The sequence below is a fragment of the Streptomyces sp. NPDC096013 genome (assembly GCF_044763565.1).
In the GTDB taxonomy this organism is placed as follows: Bacteria; Actinomycetota; Actinomycetes; order Streptomycetales; family Streptomycetaceae; genus Streptomyces.
This window is the reverse complement of record NZ_JBIWGK010000006.1, coordinates 410,694-426,376: the sequence shown is the minus strand read 5'-3', so window position 1 is coordinate 426,376 and position 15,683 is coordinate 410,694. Positions and strand designations below refer to the sequence as shown.

Sequence of the window (15,683 nt, the reverse complement as noted above, 5' to 3'; positions counted from 1 at the left end):
ATGCTTCGTTCGACATGGACAACTGGCCGCCGAGGCGCCCTGGTGGGCGCGTCGGCGGCCGTCGTCTGCGCGACGCTGACCGCGTGCGGAAACACCGGCGACGGCTATGTGGCGGTCGGCCCGCCCCGGCCGTCGGTCACGGCGGTGCGCCCGACCGGGAGCGTCACCCTGGTCCCGCTGGACGGCACCCCGAAGTCCCCCACGGCAAGCGGCACTTCGAGCCCGGTGACCACACCGGCACCGACATCCGCCACGGCGCCGACATCCACCCCGGGGCCCTCGTCACCACCCCCGGCCGCCAAGTCCGGCGGCGGCAAAGTGCCTTCACTGCCTTCGACCTCAACTCCCGTCCCCACGACGGCTTCCCGCACACCGGCACCCCGGACCCCCGCCGCCCTCACCTGGGGCACCCCCGCCCGCAAGGCCACGGACAAACGCTGGTGCGAGGACGTGACCCTGGGCTTCCACAACTCCGGCGGCACGGCGGTGCGTTCGGGCACGGTGACGCTGGGGACGCACATCATCGGGGCGCTGGGGATCGACTGGGCGACGATCCCGGCCACCGAGCGACTCCCCGCCCCCATCGCGGCGGGCGCGCGCGAGAACGGCACCTGGAGGGTGTGCGTGGACGCGTGGCGGGTGCCGTTGGGGATGCACATCGAGACGCGGGACGTGTCCGTGGAGTGGCACTAGGGGGAGCGCGGGTCGTCGGTCCACCGGTTCCCGTCGGAGCCGGCCCGGCAGACCACCGCCGGGACCAGGCGTCCGGTGTTACATGAAGGCCAGGTAGGCCACCGCCGCCACGACGAGCACGGCGACGACGACGCCGACGATCAGGCCGACGCGGGGTCCGGCCGAGGCGGTCGGCGCGGCCTGCTGGCGGCTGTCCTGCGGAGTCTCGTCGACGAAGGCACGGAACATCTGGGTGCTGCCGGCGGGGTCGTAGTTGCCCTCGGGGCCCTGGGTGTTTGCCATGGGCCGAGACACTAGCGAATCCCCGGGTGACACCCAAGTGCGGGGCCTCGGACAGCCTTCGCCACCTGCGGGTTTACGTTCAGAAATGCTTGCCTTTGCCAACTTTTTATGTCACACCCGGCCGTTTTATTTGCCTGTAGCAACCAACCTCTCTTACGCTCTTATGGTTGCCCTAAGCAACTGAACCTGGGAGGTGTGATGGCCGAGCGGACGCAGTACGAGGAGCTGATGCGTCAGTTCAGTGCCTTCGGCGCCGTACGCAGGGAGTTGGGGCGGATCATGCCGTCCGGCTGTCCCGCCGGCTCCGCGGCCGTACTGACCCTGCTCGACCGATACGGCGACATGCGCATGAGCAAGCTCGCGGAGCTGCTCTCCGTCGACATGTCCGTGACCAGCCGCCATGTCGCGCACGTCGTCGACCGGGGCTGGACCGAACGGTCCCCCGACCCCGCCGACAAGCGCTCCCGCATCCTGCGCCTCACCCCCGACGGCCAGGCCCAGGTGGACGAACTGTCCCGGCGCACCGCCGAGCTGCTCGCCGACCGGCTGAACGACTGGAGCGACGAGGAGGTCGGCCGGCTGATCCAGCTGATGGCCCGGCTGCGGGCGAGTTTCGACGACTGCCGTACCGCACAGCCGCCGCCCACCCGCCCTCCCGTCGTGGCCGACACCCCCCACTCCCCCCACCACGAACTCGAACACACCACCCGTACACCCGCATAAGCACGGAAGAAAAGGAAGCCCATGGCAACGACCACACCAGCCGGTGTGCGGGCTCACGCCAAGCACGGAGGGGGATCCCCCGCGGCCCCCGACGGCGCACCGATGACACACCGGCAGATCATGGAGGCGCTCTCCGGGCTGCTGCTCGGCATGTTCGTGGCGATCCTGTCGTCGACGATCGTCACCAACGCCCTGCCGCACATCATCGGCGACCTGGGCGGCGGCCAGTCCGCCTACACCTGGGTCGTCACGGCCTCCCTGCTGGCCATGACCGCCACCACCCCCCTGTGGGGCAAGCTCTCCGACCTGTACAGCAAGAAGGCGCTCGTACAGATAGCCCTGGTCATCTACGTCCTGGGCTCCGCCGCCGCCGGTCTCTCCCAGAACGCCGGCATGCTGATCGCCTGCCGTGTCTTCCAGGGCATCGGCGTCGGCGGTCTGTCCGCCCTGGCGCAGATCGTCATGGCGGCGATGATCTCCCCGCGCGAGCGCGGCCGTTACTCCGGCTACCTCGGCGCGACCTTCGCCGTCGCCACCGTCGGCGGCCCGCTGCTCGGCGGTGTCATCACCGACACCTCGTGGCTCGGCTGGCGCTGGTGCTTCTACGTCGGTGTGCCGTTCGCGATCGTCGCGCTGATCGTGCTCCAGAAGACCCTGCACCTGCCCACCGTGAAGCGGGACGTGAAGGTCGACTGGGGCGGCGCGTTCTTCATCTCCGCCGCGGTCTCGCTGCTGCTGGTCTGGGTCACCTTCGCCGGAGACAAGTACGACTGGCTGTCGTGGCAGACGTACACCATGGTCGGCGGGTCGATCGCCCTCGGACTGCTGTTCGTGCTCGTCGAGTCCAAGGCCGCGGAGCCGATCATCCCGCTGCGGCTGTTCCGCAACCGCACGATCACCCTCTCCTCCCTCGCCTCGCTCTTCGTCGGTGTCGCGATGTTCACCGGCACGGTCTTCTTCAGCCAGTACTTCCAGCTGGCCCGCGACAAGTCCCCGACGATGTCGGGCGTGATGACCATTCCGATGATCGGCGGTCTGTTCGTCGCGTCGACGGTCTCCGGCCAGTTCATCACCAAGACCGGCAAGTGGAAGGTCTGGCTGCTCACCGGCGGCGTCCTGCTGACCGCGGGCCTGGGACTGCTCGGCACGATCCGCTACGACACGCCCTACTGGCACGTCGCGATCTTCATGGCTCTGCTCGGCCTCGGCGTCGGCATGATGATGCAGAACCTGGTGCTGTCCACGCAGAACCAGGTGGCGCCGTCCGACCTCGGCTCGGCGAGCTCCACGGTGACGTTCTTCCGCTCCCTCGGCGGTGCGGTCGGTGTCTCCGCCCTCGGTGCGGTCATGGCCACCCGGATCACCGACTACGCCAAGGACGGCATCGCCACCCTCGACCCCAAGTACGCGGCAGCGGCGGCCGGTTCGAGCTCCAGCAGCAGCATCCCGGACATGAACAGCCTGCCCGGACCGCTGCGTACGGTGATGGAGAGCGCGTACGGCCACGGCATCGCGGACGTCTTCCTGATCGCCGCGCCGATGGCGCTGATCGCCTTCCTTGTCACGCTCTTCATCAAGGAGGTCCCGCTGCGGACCAAGGGAGCACTGGCGCAGGCGGCCACGGAGGACTCCCCCGCACAGGCGTCCGAGCCGGCCGGGGAGAACATCCCGAGCCGGTCCGCCGCCGACCAGCCGACCGGCCACGACGCCACGCGGCAGCTCGCCGCCGTGGCCACGACGGCCAGTGAGGAGAGCGCACCCGTGACCGCATCCGACCCCGCGTCCGGTCCCGTGTCGGGCGCAATCCCCGTCCGCGGCCACATCCGGGGCGCCGAGAGCGCACCCGTCCCGCAGGCCGCCGTCACCCTGATCTCCCTCGGGGGACGCCAGTTGGGCCGCTCGGTCACGCAGGCGGACGGCTCCTACGCGCTGGACGCGCCGAGCGTGGGCTCGTACGTCCTGATCGCCTCCGCCGACGGCTTCCAGCCGCAGGCGTCCACGGTCGTCGTCAACAGCCACGAGCCGGTCTCCTACGACGTGCTCCTGAGCGGCACCAGCGGCCTCAACGGACTCGTCCGCGCGGCCGAGACGGGCCTGCCCGTCAAGGACGCGATGGTCATCGTGACCGATGTCCGCGGTGACCTGCTCTCCACCGGAACCACCGGTGAGCAGGGCGAGTTCGTCTTCGCCGAGCTGGTGCCGGGTGCCGTGACCGTCGCGGTGAACGCCGCCGGATACCGGCCGCGCGCCCTGCCCGTCGAGGTCGGCGGCACCGGCGTCACCCGGGTCGAGATCGACCTCGACTCCGGCGCCCAGGTCCAGGGCGTGGTCCGCGCCCCGCACGGCCCCCTGGCCGACGCCCGCGTGACCCTCGTGGACGCGGCGGGCAACGTGGTCGGCACCGCCACCACCGGTCCGGACGGGGCGTACGCCTTCACGGACCTCAGCGGCGGCGACTACACGGTGATCGCGACGGGCTACCCGCCGGTCGCGACCGCCCTCACGGTCGACGGCAGGGGAGCCGACGGCCATGACATCGAACTCGCCCACCCCGGCGAGTAGGTGACACCCCGGCCCGCGGAACTCGTCCCGAGCGGGGGCGCGTTCCGCGGGCCGGTTTCATTTCCGCCGAATCTCGGCTGTACGGCAAGGAGTTAGAGGGACATGGGACTGACCGCGAAGATCCGTACCCGGGACGGATGGGCCGTGTCGCACGCGGTCGTCACGGTGACCGACATGACCGGGGCGCAGGTGCTGCGGGCCGAGGCGGACGTGGAGGGGGCGGTGCGGGACGTGAACCCGCTGGCGCCCGGGCCGTACACCGTGATCGTGACGGCCGTCGGATACGCGCCCGCCGCCGCCACCGCGATCGTCACCGCGAGCGGGCGGGCCGAGGTCGGCACGGTGACGCTGGCCCGGCAGGGCGGTACGGAGCTGCCGCCGCCCGGGCCGTGGACCGTCGACCCCGCCCACTCCACGGTCGGCGCGGTCGCGCAGCACCTGGGGATCTCCAGCGTGCGCGGCCGGTTCACCGACTTCGCCGCCGCCGTCGAGATCGCGCCGGACGACATCGCCAAGTCCCGGGTGGAGGCGGTCATCCGGGCCGCGTCCATCGACACCGGCAACGGCATGCGCGACGACCACCTGCGCTCGGCGGACTTCCTGGACGTGGCCCGCTTCCCGGAGATCACCTACCGCTCCACGGGTCTCGCCCCGGCCGGTTCCGACCGCTGGACGGTCTCCGGCGAGCTGACCCTCCACGGTGTCGTACGGCCGGTCGCCCTCGACCTCGCCTACCTCGGCACCGGGGCCGACCCCTGGGGCGGCACGCGGGCCGCGTTCCGCGCGACCACGGAGCTGCACCGCGAGGACTTCGCCATGAACTACAACCAGGTCGTCCAGGCGGGGATCGCGGCGATCGGTACGACGCTCAAGATCGAGCTGGACGTCCAGGCCGTGCAGGGGGAGTCGTTGCCCCAGGAATGAGGGGCCGAGCGGGCGTCCGGGGGCCGGCTGCGCCTAGGCTGATCCGTATGGCACCGAACATCGCGAGCAACACCTCTGTGTCCCTGGACGATCTGCTGGACTTCGTACGGCCCCGGCACCGGGCGATCCTGCTGACCCGGCGGGCGGACGGCAGCCCGCAGGGGTCGCCGCTGACCTGCGGGGTCGACGACTCCGGGCGGATCGTCGTCTCCACGTACCCCGAGCGGGCCAAGACCCGCAACGCGAAGCGTGATCCGCGAGTCAGCCTGATCATCCTGAGCGACGAGTGGAACGGGCCGTGGGTCCAGATCGACGGCACGGCCGAGGTCATCGACTCCCCCGACTCCGTGGAACCCCTCGTCGAGTACTTCCGGAACATCTCCGGGGAGCATCCGGACTGGGACGAGTACCGCGCGGCGATGGTGAAGCAGGGGAAGTCGATCGTGCGGGTCACTCCCGAGCGGTGGGGGCCCGTTGCCACCGGCGGTTTTCCGGCGCGGCTCGTCGAGGGCTGAGGTGGTGCCGGGGGCTCCGCCCCCAGACCCCCGTCGGCCCTGAAGGGGCCTCGTCCTCAAACGCCGGACGGGCTATTTCTCCCGCTCGACCATCGCCTCGATCCCCGCCACCAGCAGGTCCAGGGCGAAGGTGAAGTCCCGGTCCATCATCTCCGCGACCGTGTCGCCGCCCCGGGCCGCCATGAGCTGGCGGGATTCGGCGAGGACCTCGGCGGCGGTGGGGGCCTCGGTCACCGTGGTCATGGCGTGGCGGAAGTAGTCGTCGGGGGTCATGCCGGTGTCGGCGACGCGGGCGAAGAAGTGGCCCTCGATCGTGCCGTAGCCGTACACGAACTGGAAGACCGCGACGATCGCACCGGTCAGCCCGTGGTCCGGCAGGCCGGTGCGGCGGACCACCCGCTGGACGACGCGGGAGAACGACAGCGAGTTCGGGCCGATGTTCAGGAACGTCCCGGCCAGCGGCGACAGCCAGGCGTGCCGTACCAGCAGGGCCCGGTACTCCGTCGCCAGCATGCGCAGCTGCTCACGCCAGTCCTCACCCTCGGCCGCCGGATCGGGCAGCCGCAGCTCCCCGAAGACGGCGTCCAGGGCGAGTTCGAGGAGGTCGTCCTTGCTGTCCACGTACCAGTAGACCGACATCGCCGTCACGTTCAGCTCGGCCGCCAGCCTCCGCATGGAGAACCTGGCCAGACCCTCCGCGTCCAGCAGCCGCACGGTGACCTCGGTGATCCGGGTGCGGTCCAGCCCCGGTTGTCCCCCACCCCGCCCGCTTCGAGGCGCCTTGCGGTTCAGCCAGACGCTGATGCGCTCGGAACGCCCGGACGACGGGGTTGTCTTGGCCATGCCGCACCCTCCTCGAACTCTCCATCCCGGCCACTGTAGGCGGCCCCTCAGGGGCGCGGGCTGTGCCGGGTGCGGCTGCCCAACGTGGGCGCGACCAGCCACAACGCACGGCCGACCGTCCACGCACCCAGCCACCCGCGCTCCTAGGCGACCACCAACTCCGAGTCTGCCCGCTCCGCCCGCCACAACAACGCCGCCGCGAGCAACCCCCCGGTCAACACTGCGACGGCGCCGACCAGTTGACTCGCCTCCAGACCGGCGGAGAAGGAATCGGTCACCCGCTGCTTCTCCTCCGCGGACGTGGCCGCCGCCAACCCCACCGGCAGTGACACCGCCGCGAACCGAGAACTCAGCACCGCGCCCAGCACCGCGACCCCCAACCCGTTCCCGAACTCCCCCAACGTGCCGTTGACCCCGGCCCCCACCCCGGCCTTCTCCGGAGGAATCGCACTCATGATCGCGTGAGCCATCGCCGGATTCGCCAACGCCGCCCCCGCTCCGATCAGCAGCAGCCCCGACAGCGTCCCCGCGTAACCCCCCGCCGCGAGCACCGCGATCGACACCAGCCCCGCCGACATCAGCACCATGCCCAGCCCGATGGCGAGCGGAGCGCCGAGCCTCGCCGTCCACTTCGCCGCCAGCCCCGAGAAGTTGAGCGCGACGATCGCCAGCGCGAGCGGCGCCGTACGCACACCCGCCTCCAACGGGCCGTAGCCCAGGACGAATTGGAGGTGCTGGGTGAGGAGGAACAGCGAGCCGGCCATACCGAAGGTGATCAGGACGACCCCGGTCACCGCGCCCGTGAACCGGCGGTCGCGGAAGAAGTCGAGGTCGAGCATGGGGTACGGGACACGGTTCTCCCAGTACGCGAAGGCACCCAGGACGACCACCGCGACCGCCGCCGTCAGCAGCACCCGGCCCGACGTCCAGCCGTGCGCCGGGCCGGAGATGATCGCGTAGACCAGCGCCGCCATGCCGACCGTGGAGAGCAGGGCGCCCAGGAGGTCGGGGCGGTCGCCGCGAGGGTTCTTGGACTCGGGGACCAGGGCTGCCGCGGCCACCAGCGCCAGCGCCGCGACCGGCAGGTTGATCAGGAAGATCGCGCCCCACCAGAAGTGGTTCAGCATGAAGCCGCCGAGGAGCGGACCCGTCGCGAAGCCGAGGGCGTTGACCGCGGCCCAGATGCCGATCGCGCGTGGCTGTTCCTCGGGGGTGAAGATCTGCATCACCACGGCGAGGGTGGTCGTGATGAGGAGCGCCCCGCCGACTCCCATACCGGCCCGGGCGGCGATCAACTGCCCGGTGGACTGGGCGAGTCCGGCGATCAGCGAACCCGTGCCGAACAGGACGAGCCCCGCGATCAGCATCTTCTTGCGGCCGTACCGGTCGGCCGCGCTGCCCGCGGTGAGGAGGAGGCCGGACTGCACCAGCGAGTACGCGTTGATCATCCACTGGATGTCCGCGGTGCTCGCGTCGAGTTCGCGGGTGAGCGAGGGGATCGCCACGTTCAGCACGGTGTTGTCGAGCAGCACGGTGAGCTGGGCGAGGCAGATGACCCCGAGGACGATCCAGCGCTGAGGGTGGCCGTGCAGGCCTGGCGAGGTCGGCATGTTGTACACCGTAGAACAGTTCCTGTACGGCGTACAACAGAGTTGCGGCCGGCATGAAGAGGGGCGGTGACCTGGTGGTCACCGCCCCTCTCGGGTCGGCCGGTCGTCGTCAGCTCGACCCGGCCGCTCCGCTCAACCGCTCGTCTTCTGCGTCAGGTCGTAGAAGGTGGCCGAACCGACCGTCACCTTCTTGTAGTTCTTCTCGACCCACGAGGAGATCTGCGAGGACGTGCCGGTGCTGCTGCCGCCCATGCCGGTGCCGCCCGAGATGAAGTAGTGGATCCTGCCGTCCGCCACGTACTTCTTGAACTGGGCCAGCGTCGGCGACGGGTCGGTGCCGTTGAAGCCGCCGATCGCCATCACCGGGTCACCGGTGGCGAGTTGGTAGCTCGCGGCGTTCTGGGAGCCGATGGACGCGGCGACCCAGGTGTACTTGCCCGCGTCCGTCTGGAGCAGCTTCTTGGCCGCCGAGGTGACCGTCGCGCCGTTGAGCAGCCCGCCGACGCCACCGCCGCCCATGGCGCCGTCGCCGCCCGTCTGGCCGCCGAAGCCGCCGCCCTGCCGCTGGGTGCCGGTGCCGCCGCCGGGCATGGTGCCGGTGCCGCCACCCGTGCCACCGCCGGGCATCGTGCCGCCGCCGGGGAAGCCGCCGCCCTGGTTCTGGGTCGTGCCGCCGCCCTGCTGGCCGGGCATGGTGCCCGTGCCGCCGGTGCGGTTGCCGCCGCCGAAGCCGCCTCGGCCGCCGCCACCCGGACCGCCGCCGCCCATCATGCTCGCGCCCGCCGGACCGGCCGTCGGAATCGAGCCGGTGTGGGCGGAGTCGACCGTGGAGAGCGTGTACGCCGTGGGGCCCGCCAGGCCCGCCACGATGCTCAAGCCGACCGCCGCGAGGGCGAGTTGGCGGCCGATCTTCGCCACGAAGATCAGGCCGAGCGCACCGGCGAGGGAGCCGATGAGGACCAGCCACTTCAGCCAGGGCAGGTAGTCGGGGGTGCGGTTGAGGAGGACGTAACCCCACACGCCGGCCGCGACCACCGCCGCCGCGAGGGTGATCGACGCCCAGATCTCGCCGCGCCGCTCCCAGAGGGAACCCGCGCCGATGCCGATCACGGCGGCGATGTAGGGGGCCAGCGCGATCGTGTAGTACTGGTGGAAGATGCCGGCCATGTAGCTGAAGACGACCAGGGTCGTCACCAGCGAGCCGCCCCACACGAGCATCGAACTGCGCCTGACCGACGTGCGGTTGAGCTTGCGTGTGGCCACCAGGCTCGCGACCAGGAGGATCAGCGCGGCGGGCAGCAGCCAGGAGATCTGGCTGCCGATCTCGTCGTTGAACATGCGGTTCCAGCCGGTGGCACCCCACATGCCGGTGCCCGTGCCGCCGCCTCCGCCGCCGACGCTGCCGGTCTCGTCGCCGCTGAGGCGGCCGAACCCGTTGTAGCCGAAGGTCAGTTCGAGGAAGCTGTTGTTCTGGGAGCCGCCGATGTAGGGGCGCGAGGACGCCGGCCACAGCTCGACGAGCGCCACCCACCAGCCGGCCGCGACGACCAACGCACCGGTGGCCAGGCCCAGTTGGGCGAACCTCTTCTTCACGCTCACCGGCGCGCAGACCGCGTAGACGATCGCGAGCGGCGGGAGGATCAGGAAGGCCTGAAGGGTCTTGGAGAGAAACGCGAAGCCGATCGCCACTCCGGCCCAGACCAGCCACTTCGTACGGCCGTCCTCCAGGGCCCGGACGACGAGGTAGCAGGCGGCTGCCATGAGCAACGCCAGTGCGGCGTCGGGGTTGTTGAAGCGGAACATCAGCGCGGCGACCGGGGTGAGCGCCAGCACGGCGCCCGCGATCAGACCGGCCTGGGGGCTGTGCCGGCGCCGTACCGCCGCGTAGACGACCGCGACCGTGCCGACGCCCATGAGGACCTCGGGGACCAGGATCGCCCAGGAGTTGAGGCCGAAGACGCGGACCGAGATCTCCATCGGCCACAGGAACGCCGAGGGCTTGTCCACGGTGATCGCGTTGCCCGCGTCCAGCGAACCGAACAGGAACGCCTTCCAGCTCTTGCTGCCGGCCTGAACCGCCGCCGAGTAGAAGGAGTTGGAGTAGCCGGACGCGCTCAGGTTGTAGAGGTAGAGCAGGCCCGTGGCCAGCAGCATGCCCCAGAACGCGGGGCGGGCCCAGCGCGGGTCCTCGGGCCGGCCGCGCCACAGCCGGCGGCCGAGCGGCTGCTTCGGCTCACCGGCTCCGGGGGCCGGTGTGTGCGCGCCGACGCCCGGTCCGGCCGCGGCCGTGTCTCTTCCGGTGTCGCCGTCACCGGTGGCCGGCCCCCAGGACGAGGGGCTGCCTCCTCCCGGATAGGTCGTCTGATCGGTGTCGGTGGTCATCGGGAGTTCCTCGGATCGGTGTCGTGGGGACGCACCGGCTGCAACCGCATCGTCGCGTCCCTCCAGGTGCCGTCCGCGGCTTCACCGGCGCGGAACTGGGTGGTGGAGGCGGTGTCGTACGCCGTCTGCTGGGGCTGGCGCTGCGGCAGAGGGGCGTAGGAACCGGGGTACTGCGGCGACTGCGGTGCCGTCGAATACGTCGGCGAGGAAGGGGAGTTGAGGGCCGCGAGCGGCGGTTCCTCGGTGCCGTCGCCGCGGTCCGGGAACACCCAGGCGCGGAAGAGCAGGAAGCGCAGCACGGTCGCGGCGAGGTTGGCGGCCACCAGGACCGCGAGTTCGGTGGAGTGCGCCGGGTTGCTGCTGGCCGCGTTCAGCGCGGCGAGGGAGCCGCTGGTGAGCGCGAGGCCGATGGCGAAGACGACCAGGCCCTGCGCCTGGTGGCGGACGGCGCCGCCCCGGCCGCGGACCCCGAAGGTCAGCCGGCGGTTCGCGGCGGTGTTGGCGACCGCCGAGACCAGCAGGGCGAGCGCGTTGGCGAGCTGGGAGCCGCCGAACTGCCGGAAGAGGCTGTAGAGCACCAGGTAGAAGAGGGTGGAGAGACCGCCGACCACGCAGAACCCGACGAGCTGGCGGGCCAGCCCCTTGGGCACGTCCTGGATGTCGCGGTCGCGCGGGTCGTCGCCGAAGGGACGCGTGACACGGTCGAGCGGCAGCGAACCGGAGGCCAGGGCCTTGCCCACCCGCCACACTCCCTTCAGGTCCTCGGTCGCCGTCTTCACGATATGGACGGTCGAGTCCGGGTCGTCGACCCAGTCGACCGGCACCTCGTGGATACGGAGTCCGGCGCGCTCGGCGAGCACCAGCATCTCGGTGTCGAAGAACCAGCCGGTGTCCTCGACGAGCGGCAGCAGCGCCTGGGCCACATCACGCCGGATCGCCTTGAACCCGCACTGGGCGTCCGAGAAACGGGCCTGCAACGAGCCACGCAGGATCAGGTTGTAGGTCCGGCTGATGAACTCGCGCTTGGCGCCACGCACGACACGCGACGAGCGGGCCAGCCGGGAACCGATCGCCAGGTCGGAGTGACCGGAGATCAGCGGTGCCACCAGGGGCAGCAGCGCGTTGAGGTCGGTCGAGAGGTCGACGTCCATGTAGGCGAGGATCGGGGCGTCCGAGGCGGACCAGACGGTGCGCAGCGCACGACCGCGCCCCTTCTGCTCCAGCCGGAAGGAGATCACCTCCGGGATCTCCGACTCCAGCCGCGCCGCCACCTGGGGGGTGGTGTCGATCGACGCGTTGTCCGCGATGGTGATGCGGAACGCGTACGGGAACGTGCGCTTGAGGTGCTCGTGCAGTCTGAGCACGCATGGCTGGAGGTCCTTCTCCTCGTTGTAGACGGGGATCACTACGTCCAGGACAGGCGTACCGGCGTCTCCGGCCGGGAGGTGCTCCCGCGCCGGCAGGGTGCCGGGAGAAGTGTCGGTTCGCATGGAACCGACTCTCCTCAAGCGCCCTGTTGCACCCATGTGGTGGCACTGTGCTGTGCCTGTGAGTGCGATTGCCAATTCGTTTCGGGGGCGGGCACGGGCACAGCCGGTGCAAGCGCGGGCAGATGCACGGTGAACACCGTGCGTCCGGGAACGCTGTCCACGGTGACCGCGCCGCCGTGTGCGGTCGCGACCGCCTGCACGATGGCGAGGCCCAGCCCGGTCGATCCCGTGGAGCGGGAGCGCGCCGAGTCGCCGCGCGCGAACCGCTCGAAGACATGCGGCAGCAGATCGGGCGGGATGCCCTGGCCGTTGTCCTCGACGTCCACGCACATCCACGGCCCGCGCCGCTGCACGCGGGCGGTGATCGTCGTACCGGGCGGGGTGTGCTTGCGGGCGTTGCCCAGCAGGTTGATCAGCACCTGCTGGACACGGGCCGCGTCCGCCGACACGAGGGCCGGTTCGTCGGGCAGGTCGAGCCGCCAGTTGTGGTCCATGCCGGCCGCGCGCGAATCGCTGATGGTGTCCACGACCAGCGGGATGAGGTCGGTCTGGTCGAACTGGAGCGGTCTGCCCGCGTCCAGCCGCGCGAGGAGCAGCAAGTCCTCCACGAGCAGGGTCATACGGCCCGCTTCGGACTCGATCCGGCCGAGCGCGTGCTTGGTGTCCGGGCCGGTCTGCTCCCGGCCGCGCCGGGTCAGCTCGGCGTACCCGCGGATCGACGCGAGGGGCGTCCGCAGCTCATGGCTGGCGTCGGCGACGAACTGCCGTACCCGCATCTCGCTCTGCTGGCGGGCGTGCAGGGCGCCGTGGACGTGGTCGAGCATGCGGTTGAGCGCGGCGCCGACCTGGCCGACCTCGGTGTGCGGGTCGGTCTCGGACTCGGGGACGCGTTCGTTGAGGGTGACTTCGCCGGTGTGCAGGGGGAGCTCGGAGACCCGGGTGGCGGTGGCGGCCACCCGGCGCAGGGGGCGGGTGGCGACGCCGACGAGGACGTAGCCCGCGATGCCCGCGGCCACCAGGCCGGCGGCGGTGACGCTGAGTTCGACGAGGACCAGGGTGTTGATGGTGTTGTCGACCTCGGAGGTCGGGACGGCGACGTAGTAGTTGCCGTTGGCCCCGCTCTTGTACTCGACGCGGAAGTCGCCCACACCCGGGATGTCCACGGTGTGCTGTTTGCCGTCCTGGGGGACGGAGCCGAGCGCGGCGAGCTGGGCACTGCTGAGCTTCTTCGGCGTCATTTGCAGGTCGCTCGTCTGCTTCACACCGCGGCGGGCGTCGGTGATGGAGCCGTTCTCGACCTTCGCGATGATCGTGCCCTGGGGCTGCGGGCCCCTGGTGACGAAGTCCGTCAGGGAGGTCGAACGGGCCTGCGTGTCCGCATCCGCCTTCCCGTCCGGCGCGCCGAGGCCGCCCTTGAGCTGCTGGGCGCCGGGCGGGCCGAACGAACCGGACGCACGCGAGGCCGACTCGTTCAGCTGGCCGTCCAGCTGGCCGTACAGATGCGATCGCAGTGCCAGTGTCGTCACGGTGCCGATCACCGCGCACACCACCGCGATCAGCGTCACGGACGCGACGACGAGCCGGGTCCGCAGGGTGCGCGGCTTGCCCGCTCGTTTCTTCTGCGCACGCGGCCGTCGTCGTCCGCTCATGACGCGGCGGGCTTGATCAGGTAACCGGCCCCACGCCGGGTGTGGATCATCGGTTCACGGCCGGCGTCGATCTTGCGCCGCAGATACGAGATATAGAGCTCGACCACATTGGCCTGCCCACCGAAGTCGTACGACCACACACGGTCGAGGATCTGCGCCTTGCTGAGGACCCGCCGGGGATTGCGCATCAGGAAGCGCAGCAGCTCGAACTCGGTCGCCGTGAGGTGGATGCCCTCGCCGGCCCGCGACACCTCGTGGCTGTCCTCGTCGAGAGTGAGGTCACCCACGACCAGCACGGAGTCCGAGCGGCGGTCGGCCGCACCGGAGCGGCGGATCAGCCCGCGCAGCCGGGCCACGACCTCTTCGAGGCTGAAGGGTTTGGTGACGTAGTCGTCACCGCCGGCGGTGAGCCCGGCGATACGGTCCTCGACGGCGTCCTTCGCCGTCAGGAACAGCACGGGCACATCCGGCAGCTCGCGACGGAGCCGGCCGAGGACGGTGAGGCCGTCCATGTCGGGCAGCATCATGTCCAGCACGATGGCGTCGGGCCGGAACTCGCGCGCGGTCTGGATCGCGCCGGTCCCGTCACCCGCGCTGCGGATCTGCCACCCCTCATATCGAAGGGCCATGGACAGCAGCTCGGTGATCGACAGCTCGTCGTCCACCACAAGCACTCGGACGGGGCTCCCGTCCGGCCTCAGCAGTTCGGTGCGCCCCTGGGGCGAGGTCGTGGTCATGGTGGACACCTTGTCGGGGCCCCCTAAGAACACGCTTTCCGGAGTCTGTGATTTTCCTGAGAAACACACAGCCACCACTCAGGGAACGCCTTGGAACCGCTTGCCCAGCGCTCATCCCATGGTCACGGACCTATGCATCCTCCCCGCTCCGGCCTCCACCTCCCCCATACCTCCACCTTCTCCACGCATCTCCCGTACCGGCCGGTCTCTCAGGTGCTCCTCACCGTCCGAACAGCCGCGCCGCGTTGTCGTGGCAGACCGCGCGCAGCCAGTCGTCACCGAGGTCCAGCCGCTCCAGGGCGTGCAGTTGGTGCAGGTAGGGATAGGGGATGTTCGGGAAGTCGGTGCCGAGCAGGACCCGGTCGCCGAGCGCGGCCAGCCGGGGGAGTGCGCGGGGCGGGAAGGGCGCGAGGCGTTCGCTGAAGTCCGTGAACGTCATGGTCGTGTCCAGCCGCACCTCGCCGTACCGCTCGGCCAGGTCCAGGAAGTCCTCGTACTCCGGCATCCCCATGTGCGCGAACACCAGCCGCAGCCGGGGGTGCCTGGCCAGCACCCGGGCGATCGGCTCGGGCCCGGTGTGCTTGCCGGGCGCGGGCCCCGACCCACAGTGGATCACGACAGGCGTCCCGCTCTCGGCGAGCAACCCCCAGGCGGGGTCCAGCAGTTCATCGGCCGGGTCGTACGCCCCCACCTGCACATGCGCCTTGAACACCCGCGCCCCGTCGTCGAGGGCCTGCCGGACATACCCCTCGACTCCCGGCTCCGGGAAGAGAGTCGAGGTGTGCAGACAGTCAGGCGTCCGCGCGGCGAAGTCCACGGCCCAGCCGTTCAGCCACTGGGCCATGCCGGGCTTGTGCGGGTAGAGCATGGCGGTGAAAGCGCGTACTCCGAACTCCCTGATCCGCGCGACCCGTTCGGCCTCCGCGTCCCGGTAGGTGATCGGCCACTCCAGGGCTCCGCCGGTCGCGGGTCCGAGGGCGTCGAAGTAGGCCCAGACCTTCCGCAGAACCTGCTCGGGCATGAAGTGGGTGTGCACGTCGATCAGCCCCGGAAGGCCCAACCGCCGCCAGAACCGGCTCACTTCGACGGCTTCGGTCATACGCGTGCTCCTGTTTCCACTGCGGCTTGGACCCGGGCTTTGGTTATGGGTGCGGTTACGGTTCGGGGTGCGGCTTGGGTTTCGGCTCCAGTTAGCTCCGGTTGCGGCTACGGGTTCGGGTCCGGTTGGGAGTCCGGTTGCGCTCCGGCTACGGGTCCGGTTGGGGCTCCGGCT

Annotated in this window: 13 protein-coding genes; 5 read left to right on the top strand and 8 right to left on the bottom strand. The window is 70.6% G+C overall.

Features of this window, described 5'->3' with window-relative positions; genetic code table 11:
- The gene (locus tag ACIRB1_RS22755) at nt 1-693 is read left to right on the top strand and encodes a hypothetical protein (RefSeq protein ID WP_403466736.1); all 693 of its coding nucleotides are present in this window, start codon (nt 1-3) and stop codon (nt 691-693) included.
- Nucleotides 694-771: 78 nt separating this feature from the next.
- Here the strand turns inward: ACIRB1_RS22755 and ACIRB1_RS22750 are convergent, their stop codons facing one another.
- Nucleotides 772-975 carry a hypothetical protein gene (locus ACIRB1_RS22750; protein WP_352179749.1) on the bottom strand — a complete coding sequence of 68 codons (204 nt, stop codon included), beginning with the start codon at nt 973-975 and terminating at the stop codon, nt 772-774.
- Between the two features lie 198 nt (nt 976-1,173).
- Between ACIRB1_RS22750 and ACIRB1_RS22745 the strand changes: the two genes are divergently transcribed.
- The 4 genes from ACIRB1_RS22745 to ACIRB1_RS22730 all read left to right on the top strand — a co-directional run bounded on the left by ACIRB1_RS22745 (nt 1,174) and on the right by ACIRB1_RS22730 (nt 5,699).
- Entirely contained in the window at nt 1,174-1,698 is a 525-nt protein-coding gene (locus tag ACIRB1_RS22745; RefSeq protein ID WP_352179750.1) for a MarR family transcriptional regulator, read from the top strand.
- A 21-nt stretch (nt 1,699-1,719) separates the two neighbouring features.
- The gene (locus tag ACIRB1_RS22740; RefSeq protein WP_403466735.1) at nt 1,720-4,260 is read left to right on the top strand and encodes an MFS transporter; all 2,541 of its coding nucleotides are present in this window, start codon (nt 1,720-1,722) and stop codon (nt 4,258-4,260) included.
- Between the two features lie 102 nt (nt 4,261-4,362).
- Nucleotides 4,363-5,184 (top strand): YceI family protein, encoded by an 822-nt coding sequence (locus ACIRB1_RS22735; protein WP_403466734.1) that lies wholly within the window; start codon nt 4,363-4,365, stop codon nt 5,182-5,184.
- Nucleotides 5,185-5,231: 47 nt separating this feature from the next.
- Nucleotides 5,232-5,699: a PPOX class F420-dependent oxidoreductase gene (locus ACIRB1_RS22730; protein WP_352179753.1), complete on the top strand. Its 468-nt coding sequence runs from the start codon at nt 5,232-5,234 to the stop codon at nt 5,697-5,699.
- A 72-nt stretch (nt 5,700-5,771) separates the two neighbouring features.
- Here the strand turns inward: ACIRB1_RS22730 and ACIRB1_RS22725 are convergent, their stop codons facing one another.
- From ACIRB1_RS22725 to ACIRB1_RS22695, 7 genes are all read right to left on the bottom strand, one after another.
- On the bottom strand, nt 5,772-6,542 hold the full coding sequence (locus ACIRB1_RS22725) for a TetR/AcrR family transcriptional regulator (protein ID WP_352179754.1): 771 nt from the start codon (nt 6,540-6,542) through the stop codon (nt 5,772-5,774).
- Between the two features lie 143 nt (nt 6,543-6,685).
- On the bottom strand, nt 6,686-8,152 hold the full coding sequence (locus tag ACIRB1_RS22720) for an MFS transporter (protein ID WP_403466733.1): 1,467 nt from the start codon (nt 8,150-8,152) through the stop codon (nt 6,686-6,688).
- Nucleotides 8,153-8,284: 132 nt separating this feature from the next.
- On the bottom strand, nt 8,285-10,534 hold the full coding sequence (locus ACIRB1_RS22715) for an ArnT family glycosyltransferase (protein WP_403466732.1): 2,250 nt from the start codon (nt 10,532-10,534) through the stop codon (nt 8,285-8,287).
- Nucleotides 10,531-12,024, bottom strand: a complete 1,494-nt coding sequence (locus ACIRB1_RS22710) for a glycosyltransferase (RefSeq protein WP_403466731.1) — start codon at nt 12,022-12,024, stop codon at nt 10,531-10,533. Before ACIRB1_RS22710 ends, ACIRB1_RS22715 begins: the two co-directional genes overlap by 4 nt.
- Before the next feature lie 14 nt (nt 12,025-12,038).
- Nucleotides 12,039-13,673, bottom strand: a complete 1,635-nt coding sequence (locus ACIRB1_RS22705) for an ATP-binding protein (protein ID WP_403466730.1) — start codon at nt 13,671-13,673, stop codon at nt 12,039-12,041.
- Nucleotides 13,670-14,410, bottom strand: coding sequence for a response regulator transcription factor (locus ACIRB1_RS22700; RefSeq protein WP_328830306.1), 741 nt, complete (start codon nt 14,408-14,410; stop codon nt 13,670-13,672). Before ACIRB1_RS22700 ends, ACIRB1_RS22705 begins: the two co-directional genes overlap by 4 nt.
- A 220-nt stretch (nt 14,411-14,630) precedes the next feature.
- On the bottom strand, nt 14,631-15,509 hold the full coding sequence (locus ACIRB1_RS22695; RefSeq protein WP_403466729.1) for an amidohydrolase family protein: 879 nt from the start codon (nt 15,507-15,509) through the stop codon (nt 14,631-14,633).
- Between the last annotated feature and the right edge of the window lie 174 nt (nt 15,510-15,683).